Source organism: Geomonas edaphica, from assembly GCF_004917075.1.
GTDB lineage: Bacteria > Desulfobacterota > Desulfuromonadia > Geobacterales > Geobacteraceae > Geomonas > Geomonas edaphica.
In genome coordinates this window covers 961,200-977,704 of record NZ_SSYB01000004.1, presented here as the reverse complement: position 1 = coordinate 977,704, position 16,505 = coordinate 961,200, and the positions used below count along the sequence as shown (strand labels likewise).

General features: G+C 59.5%; 8 protein-coding genes. 2 read left to right on the top strand and 6 right to left on the bottom strand.

Features of this window, described 5'->3' with window-relative positions; translation table 11 throughout:
- Window positions 1–112: 112 nt before the first annotated feature.
- The 3 genes from E8K79_RS15100 to E8K79_RS15090 all read right to left on the bottom strand — a co-directional run bounded on the left by E8K79_RS15100 (window position 113) and on the right by E8K79_RS15090 (window position 7,095).
- Window positions 113–2,368 carry a nitric-oxide reductase large subunit gene (locus tag E8K79_RS15100; RefSeq protein WP_136515422.1) on the bottom strand — a complete coding sequence of 752 codons (2,256 nt, stop codon included), beginning with the start codon at window positions 2,366–2,368 and terminating at the stop codon, window positions 113–115.
- Window positions 2,369–2,617: 249 nt separating this feature from the next.
- The gene (locus E8K79_RS15095) at window positions 2,618–4,087 is read right to left on the bottom strand and encodes a metallophosphoesterase (protein ID WP_136515421.1); all 1,470 of its coding nucleotides are present in this window, start codon (window positions 4,085–4,087) and stop codon (window positions 2,618–2,620) included.
- 80 nt (window positions 4,088–4,167) lie between these two features.
- Window positions 4,168–7,095, bottom strand: a complete 2,928-nt coding sequence (locus E8K79_RS15090) for a beta-propeller fold lactonase family protein (RefSeq protein WP_198419827.1) — start codon at window positions 7,093–7,095, stop codon at window positions 4,168–4,170.
- Between the two features lie 356 nt (window positions 7,096–7,451).
- On the opposite strand from E8K79_RS15090, the gene E8K79_RS15085 reads away from it, so the two are divergent.
- Window positions 7,452–8,594: a hypothetical protein gene (locus tag E8K79_RS15085; protein WP_162604676.1), complete on the top strand. Its 1,143-nt coding sequence runs from the start codon at window positions 7,452–7,454 to the stop codon at window positions 8,592–8,594.
- A 444-nt stretch (window positions 8,595–9,038) separates the two neighbouring features.
- On the opposite strand, the gene E8K79_RS15080 is transcribed toward E8K79_RS15085, so the two are convergent.
- Window positions 9,039–9,875, bottom strand: coding sequence for an FkbM family methyltransferase (locus tag E8K79_RS15080; protein WP_136515419.1), 837 nt, complete (start codon window positions 9,873–9,875; stop codon window positions 9,039–9,041).
- Window positions 9,876–10,295: 420 nt separating this feature from the next.
- Here E8K79_RS15080 and E8K79_RS15075 point away from each other — a divergent pair, with 420 nt between their 5' ends.
- Complete coding sequence (locus E8K79_RS15075; RefSeq protein WP_136515418.1) at window positions 10,296–13,283, top strand: hypothetical protein; 2,988 nt, start codon at window positions 10,296–10,298, stop codon at window positions 13,281–13,283.
- Here E8K79_RS15075 and E8K79_RS15070 read toward each other — a convergent pair.
- Window positions 13,275–15,572, bottom strand: a complete 2,298-nt coding sequence (locus E8K79_RS15070; protein WP_136515417.1) for an ATP-binding protein — start codon at window positions 15,570–15,572, stop codon at window positions 13,275–13,277. The genes E8K79_RS15075 and E8K79_RS15070 overlap by 9 nt on opposite strands.
- Window positions 15,559–16,419: a PhnD/SsuA/transferrin family substrate-binding protein gene (locus E8K79_RS15065; protein WP_136515416.1), complete on the bottom strand. Its 861-nt coding sequence runs from the start codon at window positions 16,417–16,419 to the stop codon at window positions 15,559–15,561. Before E8K79_RS15065 ends, E8K79_RS15070 begins: the two co-directional genes overlap by 14 nt.
- Window positions 16,420–16,505: the final 86 nt, after the last annotated feature.

The window sequence follows — 16,505 nt, the reverse complement described above, 5'->3', positions numbered from 1 at the left end:
GATCCTCCAAGACATATCCGGGTCGAAGAACCGCCCTCCAACAGAGCGCAACGAAAAAAAAGGCCTCACCACAGGCAAGGCCTTTTCTCTTTCAGATTCCGGTTGCAACCAACTAGAGAACGCGCGGCCGGTTCCTATTCAGGAACATGCGCACGGCAAGGTAGACCACCGGCAGTATCCCTATGATGAAGAGGGTGTCACCGGGCAGGCGCAGCCACTCGAATACGCGCACCATGGGATCGGTGAAGAAATCCGGCTGCCGCCCCTCCCAATAGGAGGTGGCAAGGATCTTTCTCAACTGGAGCAGCCCCACCGGGAAGAGGTTCAAAAAGAGCATACAGGCGAGCCCCAGGTTGGTGCACCAGAAGGCGATGGCCATGGCGCGGTTGCTGGCGCGGTCAAGAGGAACGAAGTAGCGCGCCACGAACATGAAAAAGCCCAGGGATAGCATGCCGTACACCCCCATCATGGCGCCATGACCGTGATTGGCGGTCCACTGGGTGCCGATCTCATAGTAGCTCACGATGGGAAGATTGATCAGGAAACCGAACACCCCAGCGCCCAGGAAGTTCCAGAAGCCGACCGCGATCAGGAACATCACGGCCCATTTGTGCGGGAACATGTCGGCCGCGGTACTGAGCATGGAAGTCCCGGCAGGAGCACCAAGGCCCATGAACTTCCACGCCTCGTAGGTCAGAAGCAACAGGGGGATGACCTCCATGGCGGAGAAGAACGCACCAAACGCCATGTGCACTTCGGGCTGTCCGCTGAAGTAGAGGTGGTGCATGGTGCCGAGCACCCCGCCTATGGAATAGAGGATGATGTCCAGATAGATGATGGTGGTTGCTACCCGCACGCGCACCACCCCCATGAGCATGAAGACGTAGGCGACCATGATGGTGGTGAAGAGCTCCAGGAAGTCCTCAACCCACAGGTGCACCACCCAAAAGCGCCAGAACTCGACCTGGTTGAAATGGGTCGTCTTGCCGTACAGCATGCCGGCGGCGTAGAAAAGGGGGATGGAAACCGCGCTGTAGACGAAAAGCCACGGCATGTTGCCCGGGTGCTCCCCACGCAGCCTTTCCCTCATGCCGCGCACCAGGATGACGAGCCAGATCAGCATTCCGACCGTCAGCAGTATCTGCCACAGCCGCCCGAGATCAAGGTACTCCCACCCTTGGGATCCAACGTAGAACCAGGGGCCGCCGGTGGACAGGAGCCCTTTGAGGCTCATCGCTTCACCGGTGAGGCTCCCAACGACCACGACCACCAGCGCGCCGAGAAGGACAAGCGCCAGCTTCTCCTGATGCGGCGGTTCCTTTCCGGCGATCATGGGTGTCAGGAAGATCCCCATGGCTAGAAAGCTCGAGGCCACGAAGAAGAGTGCGAGCTGCACGTGCCACATGCGCGAGAGGTTGTAAGGCAGGATGTCACCGAGTGACCAGCCGTAAAAACCAGCCGGCTCGACGTGGTAGTGCGCGTTCACGCCGCCAAGAAGCCCCTGCAGGAGGAATAGCCCGGAGACCACCAGGAAGTACCAGGCCACCGTGCGCTGCGACGGGGTGAGCTGCATCTTGTCCGGGGCCTCCATCTTCGACGAATATTCGTCCGCCGCATGCCACCCGAGGAACTCGTAGCGTCCGAATGCAAAGAGGGTGGCGCCGGTGCCGCAGAGCAGTGCGATCAGGCTCAGCACGCTCCAAAGCAATGCTCCCGAGGTGGGTCGGTTACCCGCAAGATTGTCCGGCGGCCAGTTGTTGGTGTAGGAGTGTTCGGTACCCGGGCGCTGTGCAGTGGTGGTCCAGGCGGCCCAGGAGAAATAGGCGGTGAGCTTCCTGATCTCCTCCGGGTCGTTCAGGTACGGCCGCTTCAAACCCTGCTGCGTCTGCAAGGGCCCGAACCAGCCGCGGTAGTAGTCGATGAGTTCCGCGTGCGCGCGCGCCCTGTCCGGAGAAAAGGTGAGCTGGCCGCTCTCCGGGCGGTAGCTGTTTTCCCTGAACTCGGTGCGAACCTTGGCTGCCGCGTCCGCGGGGGAAAGTCCTTGCCCCGCATAATACCCCGTCTGCTTTTCGCCGCTTAGGTGCAGGTATTGGGCGGTAAAGTCCGGGCCGAGGTAGGCGCCGTGGCCGAAAATGGTCCCGTACTGCATGAGCCCCAGCTTCTGGAAGATCTGCTGTCCGGCGATGACGTCGTCACCGGTGTAGAGCACCGTGCCGTCCGTCACCCGCACCTCCCGCGGGACCGGCGGGCCCTCGTAGGCGTTGCGGTAGGCGAGGTAGCCCATCACGGAAAATCCGAGCAGGAAGGTGACCACTGCGGTCACCAGCCACCGGGGTGAGAGAACCAAGTTCTTATCGCGCACGTTCATGGAAACCTCCATTACTAGGTTTTGACGACAACCGGTCCAACACTTCCTAACTCTGCATTAGGCTTATCTATTATGGGGAGATTTGGAGGAGGGCTTTTCGAATTGCCACAACTGAAAGAATGTAACAGCCTCTCTTCGTGTGTCAAACATGGCGGGAAGAAGTGCCCATTACCCGGAACTCGTTATCCATGATCACGGCATTGGGTGAGCGCGGCGCGTAGCACCGGGTATGGGCATTCATCTGCGTGATCAGTAAGCGTTTACGCTCGAGATAAGCTCCTGCTGTCCCATATGCTCAATACCGCTCCAGTAGATGGGCCAATTCTTATCAGTGATCGGGTTGATGAGCGTATCACTCACTGAAGCGGGCGCATTATGGCCCGAGTAGTAGTGCCCCCGGTAAAGCGCCTGGTCGGCGCTGTTCGTTACCAAGGCCGGAGTGAGCCTTGCCAGGGAAGCGTCCAGATCTCCGGTCAGAGAGTACGCACCGGAGAAGGTGTAATAGCGGGAGAAGGTCAAAGAAGCGGTGGCAAGGTCGTAGTTGAAGGAGCTGTAATCGACCGGCTTAAGGGTGCGGCCGGAAATGGTGAAGACCTTGAATGCCGGGTTGTTCCCGAAATACGGAGCTATGGCCGGCGTTATCTCCACCGTGTCCGAAGAGGGGAGCATGCGATATTCATCCATGTGGGTATGCCCGGCAAGGGTAAGTGAGATCACTCCGGGGTAGTTGGCGAGTATCTGCAGAAACCTTGTCTGATACTGGGGCACCCACATCATGGTGGCGGAGGAAATATGGCCGTCGGCGTCCAGATTGGCAGGCTGCGCCGTCGTGCCGAGATCGGCGCCGGGAGGAGCGTGCATCAGCAGCCACACTTTTTTGCCCGCGACCGTGGCGGCGGCAAGCCTTGAGTCGAGCCAATCCAACTGCTCCGCCACCGCGTCGTCATTCGCGCCGGGAGTCGGCGCTACCAGCGGAGAAAAAATGATGGTGTTCATCCCGATCACCATGAGATCGGTTCCGGGCGGTTCCACGGAGTAATATCCGCCGGATGTGAAGGTCCGCTCGAATACCTGACGGTCGCCTATGCCGGTAAGAAACGTCGTGTGGAAGAGTTCCTTCGTATTGGAAAGAAAGGTGCTGTCCGGCCCGTATCCGGTATAGGAGTCGCCGTTGCCCAGCGCGAAAAAGACCGGGAGTTTTCCGACAGCAGCGCGCACCTTTTCCATGAAAAAGGTGACCGCCTTATCGGTAAAGGCCTGCATGGCCGCAGTATCCGACGCATCGCGGGGAGCCGTGGTCCCGTTCAGATGGTAATAAAACAGCTGTGGCAGACCGTGCCCGAGAATGTCCCCTGTGAAAATCACGAAAGGGCTCGCCCCGAGCACCGCCTTCAGGCTTGCCAGGGCGAGCTCGAGCAAGGGATAGTTGGAATCCTTGCCCCAGGCCGATGGAGAGGTGATGACTGATGTCTTGAAGACCGCATCCCAACCGCCCGCATCCGCTGCGACGAGCGCCTGGAAAAGCGTTCCGTCGTACAGAGGGTTGAAGTGCACGTCGGAGAAGACGACTACCGGGAAATCGCTGTTGCGGGTCGAACTGCCGCAGGCGGTGGTTAATGCCCCGAGGTACAGGCACGCAACGGTCCCCGTCGTGTATTTCACGAAGTCCCGTCTGCTGATGCCGCACCTCGCCGAACTATTGCCCCCATTTTCTGCCATGCCATCCTCCAGGATGATTAAATTGTAAAGCTGTACCTCCAGCCGGCGTCGCCGTACCGGTCGTGCATTCGCTCCCGGCGCTAGTTGAGCGCCACGGTGTAGCGGGACAGCAGCTCCTTGCGGTTGTGTCGCAGGTTCTTCCCCGTGGGCTTCGCGGGATAGGGGCGTTCACCCATCAACCCCTTCCAGAGGACGCGGTTGTACCGGGCGAAGTTGAACTTGTCTTCCGAGGAGAAATCCATCCCCTTCGTGACCTTCGCCCAGTACTTGGCGTCGTGCGTCGGTTTCGGCACCTTTGCCGTCTTGCTTAGCGGAGAAAGACCGACGAAAGGCGGCAAGGTGGTGCCGTAGAGGATCGGAGCGGGCTTGGCGGTAAAGCTCCAGGCAGCCGGGGCCGTGGTAAAGATGTCGGTCATCGGCCGGGCAAGTGCGTCGTTCAGGTTCATCGGCTGGAGCCCCAGAACCTCCTCTATGGTGCGCAGGAAATTTACCGTGTTGTAGTGAGAGGAGACGAGCGCCCCCCGCTTCACGTAGGCACCCGCCACAAACGCGATGCTGCGGTGGGAATCGACGTGGTCCCCGCCGTCCTGGGAGTCGTCCTCGATGACGAAGACGAGCGTGTTGTCCTTGTACCTGGGGCTTTTCGAGATCTTCTCCAGAAGGAGCCCGACGGCATAGTCGTTGTCGGCCTGCTGTATCTCGGGGGTGTTCACCCCGTCGATCGCCGTGTTGAAGTTGCCGGTGTGGTCGTGCATGAAACGGACGAGGCTCAGTGCCGGGAGGTTGCCGTCCGTCTCATAGGCGTCGAACTCCCGCTCCCATTCCTTGAACCGATAATAGTCCGGGAACGAATTGTCGAAGCCGCGGAAGTAGATGTCGGTGCACGGGGCAAGCGCCGCACTGGAGGGGTACGCCACCTGAACATTGACGGAGGCGGGGTCCTTCAAGAGAGCGATGCCGCCTGCGGCCAGTGGGACGTTGTAGCGTGTCGTGTCCAGGAAGAAACCGTAGTTTCTGACCGAGAGCCCCTTGCGCAGTGCGGCGTCCCAGAGGTACCCCTTGTTCACTTCGTTGCCGGGGCCGTCCGGCGCGGCCACGTCGGTCTGTCCGGGGAGCAGGTCGTCGTCATCCGGAGTGAGCGGGTTGGCCGCCCTGCGTTCGGCAAGGGTCGCATAAGCCACGTTCACGCTGCGGTTGGTCCCCTCCGTATCGAGGCTGAGCCCCCTCCCCGCGTATGCGACGGCATACTGGCGTTCGACCACATCCGGCGCGCGCCCCGACGTGGTCCACGCCCAGCCGTCGTTACTCACCTCGGCCGTATCGTAAAAGTTGTCGAGCGTCACGAAGGTCCGAGCCACGGCGTGCTGGTTCGGCGTGTATCGCTCTCCGAACTCCGCAAGTGCGGGATCGCCGTTACCCACCTCCAGGTCACCGAGGATCTGGTCGTAGGTCCTGTTCTCCTTGATGATGAAGATGACGTGCTTCACATTGGCTTGCAGAACGCTCATGACCTCCCGGTCCCTCGCGCCATCCGCATAGGAGAAGCGGTTGTTGGAGATCACCTGGACCGTCAGCGGCTGCAATTGTGCAGCGGCGGGAAGCGGGAAGCTTTGGAGCCCCGCCTTGGTCAACTGCGGGTTGTAATGGTTGGTGAGAAAACCGTTCGGGCGGGACGGGGGTCCGTAACTGTAGCGGAAATCGGGATTGGGCCCCGTGGCGGATTTCCCATTGATCACGTAAAGCCAATTGCCGTCAGCACTGGTACTCACCGAGTTGGGATACCACCCGGTGGGAATGAGCCCCACCACCTCGCCGTTTGTACGGGTGTCCCTCAGATCCACTATCGCGACGCTGTTCAGGTTGCCGTTCGTCACGAAGAGCCTTTTCTCGTCAGGCGACAAGGTGACGCTGTTGGGGTTTGCGCCCCTGAGCTCCGCCAGCGAAGCGGGCAGTACCGACGCCGGTGCGATGACCGGGATGGTGCCGACGATCGCGTTGTCGGCGGTGCGAATCACGTCTACCGTGTCCGACTGGTCTTCGACCACGTAAAGCAGTGACTGGTCCTTGTTGAGCGTCATCTTGTTGGGCTGGCCGACGACCTTGATCCGCCCCGTCACGGCCGGCGCACCGTTCAGCCTGACGACGACGATCTCCCTGTCGCGGATGCTCGACACGTAGGCCGTCGCGGTCCCGTCCGACTCGTTCCCCTTCACGGTCACCCAGAAGGGATATTCGCCGCCCGCAACACCTTTGGTCCCGCCGCTTTTGCCCGGCCGCAGATCCAGTTCCGCTGCCGGCATCCAGTTGTTCAGCCCTCCCCTGAAGACGGTTATGGAGTCGTTGTAATAGTTCGCGACCACGAGCGTCTTGCCGTCGCCGGAAATGGCCACACCGGCGGCGCACGGCTTCACTCCGATCTGAAGGTTTATCGAGCCGTTCCCGAAGTTTGCGTTCCAGGGAAGGCCGTTCCCGGTACCGTTGTGTCCCAGGGCAAGCGGCGCGTCGACCTCTCCCCAAGCCCCGTCGGCGATACGGGTAAAGACGTGCACGTTGTCGCTCACCCCGCCGCTCACATAGAAGGCCTTGCCCGACGGATCGAAGACGATCCCGTTGTAGCTGTTGGGAATCTGCACCACCTGCTTTTTGACCGGGGTGCCGGTTGAGATGTCGTAGATGAAAACGTACTCGTTGGAGTCCGGCGTGTACCAAGGGTAGGGAGAACTGGGGGTGGCCGTATAGACGCGATTGTAGCCGCTGGTTAGCACCAGAAGGGTTTTGCCGTCAGGACTTTTGACTGCCGTCACCGCTTGGCCTGCGAGCCAGTCCGGCTTGTCCGACAACCCGGGGTTCAGCGGCTCGAACCGGGAGCCCGATGGGGCCAGCGGCGTGATGTACTGGTTCATATTGGGAAGGAACTGCGCATCACCGACACTGCTGCTGCCGTTGCATCCCGAGAGCAAAGAAAGTGCTGCAGTCAGAACAATGGCGAACCATAAACCGGGTCTCATAAAAACCTCCTATTGTCAAATAGCTCCTCAATCCAGTCCGGAAGGCAACAGTCGAGACAACAGTTCTCCAAGTCGGTCAGCCTGTGAATTTCTTTAAAATTATTTTCTATTGGACGGGTTCCAAAACCGGAAATACGTCGTCGCTCGAGGTCGCAATCTGCCCCTGCAAACAGATTCAAAACTGCACCTGTACGTGGAAAGAGTCCCGGCTTAATCTAGTGCTCACCGGCCGGCCGTGTATCAAGAAGAGTGGCATGGCTCCCGCTTGAGTCCCAGGCGCGGAAGCCCTAAAGTGATGCGTTCAACGGGAAGAGTCAGGAGAATGTTTTGTTCCGATTGAAGAAAAGGAGAATCCAGTGTTTGAAAGATTGAAATTAACCTTGGCGGCTTTGTCCTCGTTTACCGTGCTCATTTCTGTCAGCCCCGTCGCTTTTGCGGAAGACCTCACCTTTCCGCTCGGGACGGCAACCCCGTCTGAGACGTGCGGGGCCTGCCATGGCGCCATCTACCGGGAGTACACGCTTGGCACCGGTAGCGATAACCATAGTGCCCATGCACAGACGAAGCACGGCAACCTCGCCATGCCCGCCAAAGTCAGCTCCTCGGCGACGGCTCATGCGACCGCACTTTCCGAGTCACGCGGCCAGGACAAAAAGGACTTTCACTGCGACAGCTGCCACTTCCCCGACGCCTTCAACATCACCGACAAAGGTGCGGACGGCAAAACAAAGCCCAAAACCGCCGCGGCGGTAAATGGCGGACTCACCTGTGCAAGCTGCCACCTCACTCCCGACGGCAACATCCGTGCGTCACACAGCACGAGCGGCGCGCCGCATAAAACCGTAGTCGAGCCTGCACTGCAGAGTTCCGTCATGTGCGGCCACTGCCACGGCTACCAGTCCCCCGACAAACGGGTTCCCGGGAAGATGTTCCAGACCTTCCTCGAATGGCAGGAGGATTACTACAAGCCGGGCCTTGGAAAAGATCAGTGCCAGGACTGCCACATGCCCCGGACGCTTCGCAAGACTGCCGAGGACTTCGACGTCCCCCCCCGCAGCGTCGGGCGGCACACCTGGACGGGCGCCCATTCTAGGCAGCGTCATCTGAGCTCCCTGAGTGTCACCATCGTTCAGCCGTATGAAAACAAGCAGTCACTCGACTTCGCGGTCGTGAACATCGGAGCGGGACACTCCGTACCGACCGGCGAGCCGTCGCGTGCCGTCTACCTTCAGGTTGAGGTGTCGGATAAAAAGGGGGTAAATACGACCCGGAAGGAATGGATGTTCGCCCCGACCACGGACGGGCAGACCACCGACGTCATGGGACCGCATGAGGCTTCCATTCGCGCCGGTGAGGAACGGACGCTTCACTGGGACCCGGCACTGGCGCCGGGCGAGTACATCGTGAAGGCGAAACTGCTCTACTGCACCGACCGTTTCCTGAACAAGCCGGTAAAGGAAGAAGTGACCAGCGCCGAACTCGTCATAACGGCAAAATAGAGTTCTTCTGGAAATTTAGCGCAAGCATGTGCGTTAGGCACGGAGCAGCCGGGAAAAAAGGCAAATCCCCCCTGCCCCCCCTTCGCAAAGGGGGGAACGTTAGAGTGCATGCAGCGCTTCGTAGGCAACTGCACTTCGCGCTCCCCCGGAACTCCCGGAAGAATCCAAATAAAGGCGAGCTACATTCGATCAGTCGTTTCGGCCCCTGGCGAAAGCCAGGGGCCTCGTTGTTTTCAGCTCTTTCCTCCCGTTGCCAGGAAAAGCGTCCCCAGGTCAGCACCCTCCCTTTTTTCCGCAGCCGCAGCGTACCCCGCAGATACAGCAGCAGTAAACCCCCCAAGAAACCTCGCAGAGATCAAGGCAGAAAGGCGCAACTGTAGTGCGAACGCAGGATGCAAACTGGAAGGGTTGGCCGCCAAACTGCCTTTTGAAACCGATTGTCGATCAGCCAAGGCTGGAAGAGGCACCAAGTGGTATGCCGAGGCGGGTCATGAGGTCAAGCAGGCGATCGGAAACGGCAGCATCCAACCGCTCATACACATCTCTTCGTGAACTGTGGAAGGCGACTAGGTTGCAGCCGGTGAGGGGTAACTGAGAGAACTCTGCTGAGGTAAGTGATAAAAGCCCGTAGTTCGTGGCGTAAAGTCGGGATCCTTCCGAGACCCAGGCACTGATGAGGTAGTCGATGTCGACAACACAGATGCGATAGCCTATGGATTCAAGCCATGCTACATGGGACGGTACCGCCTCACCAAATGGGAACGCGCCACGTTCGGAATTGAACCCGAAAACCCCCTCGAAAACAAGGGTGGGAAATGATGATTCTATTACGCGGCGCGCCCCTTCAAGCACCAGGCGTTCGGCACCTTCAGTGTCTATCTTGATGAAGTCGGGAATTCGGCCAATCGAGCGCGAAAAATCATCCACCCTATCGGTCTCCACCAGGCAGCGGCGCACACCCGCTCCGAGACGGCTCTCGCTTCCCAGCTCCGGCATAATGCTGGAGGATTGCGCGGTCGCATCCGGTGCGAGGAAAAGCACCTGATGACCTGCAGTGGCCGAAATGGCCCGGCAGTAAGGGAATACGTTAGCACAGGGCTCCTCGCAGGCACGCATCGACAACGCAAGGAAGTGCTCGGGGTGAGGCTCGAACGAGTACACCCGCCCCTCTTTCCCCGCCAACGCAGCAAAGAATAGCGAGAGCTCCCCTTCGAAGGCGCCGATATCGAAAACGGTCGCGCCAGGTGCAATCACCAGCTTGAAAAGATCCTGCAGTAACATCACTCACCTCGCTCTTCCCCACTTGAAGTCGTAGTGCATCCGGCGGGAATGTGAAGCCCTGCCGCCTGTGCTCCGGCCGACGGCCGCGCCGCGCGCGGTTTAGCGGCAACATCATCCCCTATATATCGGACGAATCAAGCCGCACCTTAAGTCAGAACACCCGCCCCTCGACTGGAAGGCTGGCACATCTGCGATCTTGCGGACCGTCTCACTTTGGAACTGCGCCATCTTCCACACACATCCACCCTGCCCGGTGTCAGCTCAACCAAGCCTCACCCACTATTTGATACGGCGTCAGTCAGGATCACCTCGGGGAGCACGGTCTCCTACTGTCATAAATACGAAGCGTGCTCTTGCACCTTTGAGCAAAGAGACTAAAATTAGCCGTGTCTAATTTTTCTGACAGGAGGGGTCACTCTTATGATATGGGAAAAGCACGTACGGCGTGCGGAGGCAGTACTCGGCTCTTCGCGGCTCCCCGGGGCCGAAGAGATCATCTCCCTCATCAAAGGGGTCAACCCTACCTCGCTCCAACTTTCGGAGGTCGACCGCGAAACGGGCTACCGATTGAAGGACTCCCTGCAGAACCTGCTCCTGGAAAATTACGGCCAGAACTTCCGGCTCGTTCCTCACCCCTACAGCGACGACATTCTACTCATCAGACACAGATCCAATCCGACCATCGACGCCTGCCATACCCACATCAGAGTGCTCTCGGTCAAGGCCCTCGATGCCATCGATGAACCTGCACCGATCAAGGCACCGGCGACAACGAAGCCATCGCCTAAGAAAAAGCAGAAGCAGGCGAAGAGCGGTACTCCTGCAAGGGAGGCCCTGGCCATCGCCCAGCGCCTGCTGGTTGAGTACGACTACAGCGGTGCGGAGGAGACTCTCGCGGCCATCCGGGTCCGGGACCGCAACGAGTTGGCGCCCCTGATCAAGGCAGTGCGCATGCTCGTGGAAGAGATGGGGACCTACGAAAGCGCCGCAGCAACCATCCTCGCCCAACCCGACGATGTCCAGGCGGACCGGCAGGTGCGTGAACTCCTGGCGCTTACCTGTTACAGCAGGGGCATGATCCCTGAGGCGAGGGCCCTTTTCGAAAACCTCCGTCCCGACACACTCGGCAAGAGCGCGCTTTTCGCCTGCGCCGACATCTCCTTCCGTGACGGGAACCTCTCAACCGCCCTGTCTCTATTGAAGCTTGCCGAGGCAAAAGAAGGGATCCTTCCCGCCGAAACCGAGCTGAGAAACAAGATCGAACAACGCATGCGGGCGGAGGCGGAGCCGCTTCTGCTGCAGGCTCGGCCGGCTTTAGCCGCAGGGAACCTCGACCAGGCTGAAGCGCTGATCCGGCAGGCCCTCGCGCGTTATCCGCACTATCCGGAGGGGCGCTGTCTGCTGCGGGAAATCGAGGCGAGAAGAACCGAAGAGGAGATCAAGGCGCTATGGCTGGAGTACGAGAGGGCGACATCACCTCAGGAGAGGCTGAAACCGCTCGCGAAGCTGCAGGAACTGGACAGAAGCAGCGCGGACAGGGTCCTGGCGCTCATCGAAAAGGAAAAGGGCGTACTGAAGCTTCAATCGGTCGACCAGCGCCTGGGTGAGCTCCGCGTCCTCGCCGCCGCTGAAGAGTGGTCCGACTGTTTCGACATCCTGATGTGGCTGTCACGCGAGGGGGAGGCCAGGAGACTCGAGGAGGCTTGCGCCGTCGCACCGCTGTTTTCGGTGCTGCAGGGAAACCGCAAGCTGATGAAGCTTCCCGATGAGGAGGCCAAGGAGATATGGCTTTCATTCGTCGCGGTGAAGGCGCAGCTTTCGGCGGGCAAGCGCACGGGATGCCTGGAGCGGATGGAGAAGATCAAGCAGTACTTTTGCGGCTATCCCGAGTTCGACGAGGAATACGCTGGCCTGCTGGAGACGGAAAGGGAGCTGGCGAGGAGTGCTGCCAGCGACCTGATGAGGCGGATGTTCCAAGCCGAGTCTTTGGCTGAAGCGAGGACTTACGCCGCCCGGTTACGCAGGGTGACCACGAAGCTTCCTGCCGAGGAGGCCGCACGTTCCCGCGAGTACAGAGACATGACGCTGAACTACCACAGCTACAGAATTCAAACCGAGGAGGACAAGCTGGAAGACTATAGGACCGCCCTTTTGATCGGCAATGCCGCAAAGGCCGCCGCGCTGAAGGATTCCATAGAGGACCGGGAAAAGCTCGCCTCCATCGACAAGGAGATCGCCGATTATTTCGCCATCGAAATCGAGCCTGTTACCGTTATCGTCTCGCCGGACGCGGACCTTGATCTGGCGACAAAGCCCCAGGTCCCGTTGATCCTGGTCGGAGAATCGCTCCTGCACAAACTGTTCAGGGAGGACGATGAGACCATCCTCGTGATAAACGTCGCCAAAGGCACGGCGGCGCGGTACCGGTCCCCCAATTTCAAGGATCTCGGTTTTCTGGACTCGATCCCCGACAGGGATCTCTTTCTCTTAGCCAACGCCGAGACTTCCAACCACGTCTGGCGGGTCAAGCTGTCGGAAACGGAAGCGCATTTCCTGGCCGAGATAGTCATCAACGAAAATTTCACTTACGAAGAAAACCCCTCGTTCCAAGGCATGCTCATGTCGAGCAGCAAGGACAACGATTACTACGCAGTCATCACGGAGGGGGAAAACGTCCGGGTGGTACGGCAGAGCCTCGACGTGGTCAGCACCACGGTGAGAACCTTTCATGTGCAAGGCGAGGTGACCTGCGTAAGCAGAGGATCGTACCGCCCCGACACCTTGTTCCTTGGGACCGAAACGGGGACCTTCCTCCTCAACAGCAACCTTGACCTTCCCCACGGCCAAAGCCGGACGGCCCGCACCATCCCGATGCAGACCTTCGCCGTGGACTGCGATAAGCTCCAGGTCTACATCAGGGAAGGAACCGTGAAGGTGCTGAACTCCAAGCTGAGGATCATAAAGCAGTATCCCAATTCCGTCGCGGGAGGCCTCATCTGCCGGGCAGGCGTCCAAGGGTTATGCACCGAGACCGACGTCGCCCTCTTAAGCCTCGCGGAGGGAAAGGGGACCTTTTACAACCTCAACACGAACAAGTTCAGCCAGACCATAGCGCTCGAGCGGATGATGTGGACCGATACGCCGACCAGATGGCACGCCTATGATTATGACAAGGATGCCTCCACCCTGATCCTCTGGGACATCACCCGTCAGTTGGACACCCTTCTTGAGTGGCGGATCATCTGCACGGCGGATGAGGACGATGACACCCAGGTCGCGAAGGTCAGACAGTTCGAGGACCCCAACTTTTTCACCCTCCCCCCCCGAACACCGGTGCAAGGTGACGCAGAAAACGAGCCCGCACCAGAGAATAGCGACACTACCGAGCCCGCAAAGCCCTCAACTTGAGACGGCAAGCACCTCGGCGACTTTGCGGGCGAACTCGTTTAGCGCGAAGGGCTTCGCGATATAGTGGGTCCCTTCGTCCAGCACCCCCTGGTGCACGATGGCATTGCTTGTGTAACCGGACATGTACAGTACCTTCAGGGCGGCGTCGTGCTGGAGGAGCTTTCTGTGCAGTTGCGGACCGGACATGTGCGGGAGCACCACGTCGGTAACGAGCAGATCCACGCGGCGCCCTTCGGAAAGCTTCAGTGCCTCTTTCGGATCCCCGGCTATCAGCATCTCGAAACCCGCCTGTGTCAGAAGCTCGGCCACAAGCAGGCGCACCATCTCGTTGTCCTCGACGAGAAGGATGGTCCGCCTTGCTCCCTCCAGGCTGACCTTGCCGCCGGCATCGGCGCGCTCGGTAACAGCCGTCCCCTCCGCGAGCGGGAAGTAACACTTGAAGACAGTCCCCTTGCCCGGTTCGCTGTACACCCAGATGTTGCCGCCATGCTGCCGCACGATGCCGTAGACGGTGGCAAGACCAAGCCCGGTCCCCTTGCCGATCCCCTTTGTGGTGAAGAACGGCTCGAAGACGCGCTGCCGCGTCTCCTGGTCCATGCCGCAACCGTCGTCGGCGACGGCGAGCATCAGGTACCGTCCGGGTATGACATCCTTGTGCAGACGTGCATACTCGTCGTCCAGAAGCACCGGTGCCGTTTCGATGGTTACCACACCGTGCTCGCTGATGGCGTCCTGCGCGTTCACCACGAGGTTCATCACCACCTGCTCGATCTGGTTTTTGTCCGCCCTTACCGGATAGCTTCCTTCCGCAAGCGACATCTTGAGATCGATGCTTTCACGTATGGTGCGCCGCAAGATGCTCTGGAAGTTGCCAACCGCCTGGTTCAGGTCGACCACCTTCATCTCCAGGACCTGTTTCCGGCTGAAGCTCAAAAGTTGCTGCACGAGCTCCTTCTCCCCTCCGGCGGCTTTTAGCATGTTACCGCAGCGCTCCTGAACCAGCGTGTTTTCCGGCAGGTCGAGCCGCAACAGCTCGCAGTACCCCATGATGGGGGTCAAAAGATTGTTGAAGTCGTGGGCGATACCTCCTGCGAGCCTGCCGATCGACTCCATCTTCTGCGCCTGGATCAACTGATCTTCGAGCAACTTGCGCTGCGTGACGTCGATGAAGGTGACCACCGCGCCGCAAATCCCCCCGTTGTCCACCACCGGGTGCGCCCAGAGCTCGGTCTCCAGCGCCGTACCGTCCGCACGCCACAGCACTTCGGCTGGTAGATGGGCGCCCACACCGGTTCTAAACGTGTTACAGACCGGACATTCCTCGCTGGGGACCTCGTCACCATCCCCCCCTGAAGGATGGATGAGGTTGTGGATCCGCTTACCAAGCAGATCTTCCTCCTGCTGGTAGCCAAGCAGTTGCAGACACGACCTATTACAGAAGGTGCAGACGCCGTCGGGGTCGACACCGAAGATCCCTTCCTCCGTGCAGTCGAGCAGATTGTGTATCCGTTCGTCCTTGGCCCTGAGCTCTTCCTGTATCCTCGTCCGCTCCGCCAGTTCCTGCCGCAAGGTCTCGGTCTGTTCCGTAAGGCGCTGGAAGGCGTCGTTGACTACGTTCCCAACGATGTCGAATTCAGTGACGCCAGTCGGCTCCACCCGTCTGGATGAACTTACCGCCGCAACCATGCTCTCCACCGGGCGCTGCAGGTTCTTCTTAAGCACCAGGAAGATGCCGAAGACCATGACAAGGCACCCAGTGGCTACAAGCGGCGTGAGCATGGCGACCTTGCCGTCCTGCAACCAGGTGTTACGGGCCTTGCTTACCGTCACAACGTCCCATCCCCACATGGGGAAGCGCTGACCGAATACCGCCACTTCATCGCCACCGATCTTTATGGCACGGTACCCTTCCGCAGCCTGGGCTGCCACCGCCCGGGTAACCGGAAGGGGGAGCGTGGTGCACAGCACGACGCCGCTCGAGTCGATAACGACACCGCCGTGGCTGGTTCCAGACCAAAGCAGCCTAAGCGTCTCCATCACACTTTTCTGTTTTGCCTCGGTGACTTCTTCGTTTCCCGCAAGGAGGGCGGCGGTCAGGTCGTTGGCGGCAGTGGTGAGAACCTTACGCACTTCGCCGTTAGCAGAGGCGAGCGTAAAGCGGACATAGTCGTCGTGGACCCGGACGGTGATTGACTTGATGAGGAAAAGCAGAGCGAAGAAGACAACAGCGATGACAACGAGGCTGGGAGCTATCAGCTTGCAGCCGAGGCTTTTTCTATCGAATGCCATTACCTGCGTCCTTGAACATATCTCGAATTCGGAAGACGCCGACGAGGAAGTCCCGATCAGGGGTGACAAAACCGTGCTTTACCTCGTCGTCCCAGTGACTGACAAACGCCCTGTCCCGTGCATTGGTCAAGGGTTTGAGTTTCAGTAATGATGCAACGAACCGTTCCCGGGCCTTTGCGGGAAACGTGGGGAGGGCGCAGACGGCAAAATTGGGCAGGGGTTCTGAACGGGAGAGGACATGCAGCTTCTCACGGGAGACCTTCTGGTAGAGCCCCTCCTTTATCCCAGCCGCGGCGATGTCACCGGTAAGCAGCGCGGATACGAGCTTGTCCTGGCTGCCAAGGAACACGGGCGAGATGTCCGCCATGTAGACCCCGGCATCCTTTAGCATCCTCACCGGCACCACGTGTGCAGCCGTGGAGCCCTTGAAAAAGCCTACCCGCTTCCCTTTCAGGTCGCGCAGGTTCCGGATCGCCTGATCGCTCGAGACGAAGACGGAGTGGTAAACCGGCTTGCCGTTTGGAGCGAGGGCGACCAGCAAGGGTCTGGCGCCGCACGCCTCATAGGCACGGGCGAGCGGAACCGGACCGGTGAAGGCAGCAGAGATCTTTCCGTTGCAGATGTCGTTGAGAAATTCGGCGTGATTCGGGTAGAACTGGAGCTGCCATTTGTCACCGGTGGTCTTGCTGAGATAATTCACCACCGGTGTGAAAAGCGTCCAGATCTTCTCGGGACTGTAATAGGGTACGACGGCGAAGGTATACGTATCCTGTGAAGCAGCACAGGCAACGTGCGCCGTCAGTAACAGGTTAAGGAAGAGACAGCAGCAGGCGGCAAGTCTTTTCATCTAAAACACCTCGTGTTCCCGAATAGGTATAACACACCGGCGTCGGCCTATTTGTAGGTGATTTCGAAAGTATCCCCTACCAAAGA

Coding starts and splice junctions, on each gene's coding strand:
- E8K79_RS15100 (WP_136515422.1), bottom strand. CDS start 2,368: ATGAACGTGCGCGATAAGAACTTGGTTCTCTCACCCCGGTGGCTGGTG.
- E8K79_RS15095 (WP_136515421.1), bottom strand. CDS start 4,087: ATGGCAGAAAATGGGGGCAATAGTTCGGCGAGGTGCGGCATCAGCAGA.
- E8K79_RS15090 (WP_198419827.1), bottom strand. CDS start 7,095: ATGAGACCCGGTTTATGGTTCGCCATTGTTCTGACTGCAGCACTTTCT.
- E8K79_RS15080 (WP_136515419.1), bottom strand. CDS start 9,875: ATGTTACTGCAGGATCTTTTCAAGCTGGTGATTGCACCTGGCGCGACC.
- E8K79_RS15075 (WP_136515418.1), top strand. CDS start 10,296: ATGATATGGGAAAAGCACGTACGGCGTGCGGAGGCAGTACTCGGCTCT.
- E8K79_RS15070 (WP_136515417.1), bottom strand. CDS start 15,572: ATGGCATTCGATAGAAAAAGCCTCGGCTGCAAGCTGATAGCTCCCAGC.
- E8K79_RS15065 (WP_136515416.1), bottom strand. CDS start 16,419: ATGAAAAGACTTGCCGCCTGCTGCTGTCTCTTCCTTAACCTGTTACTG.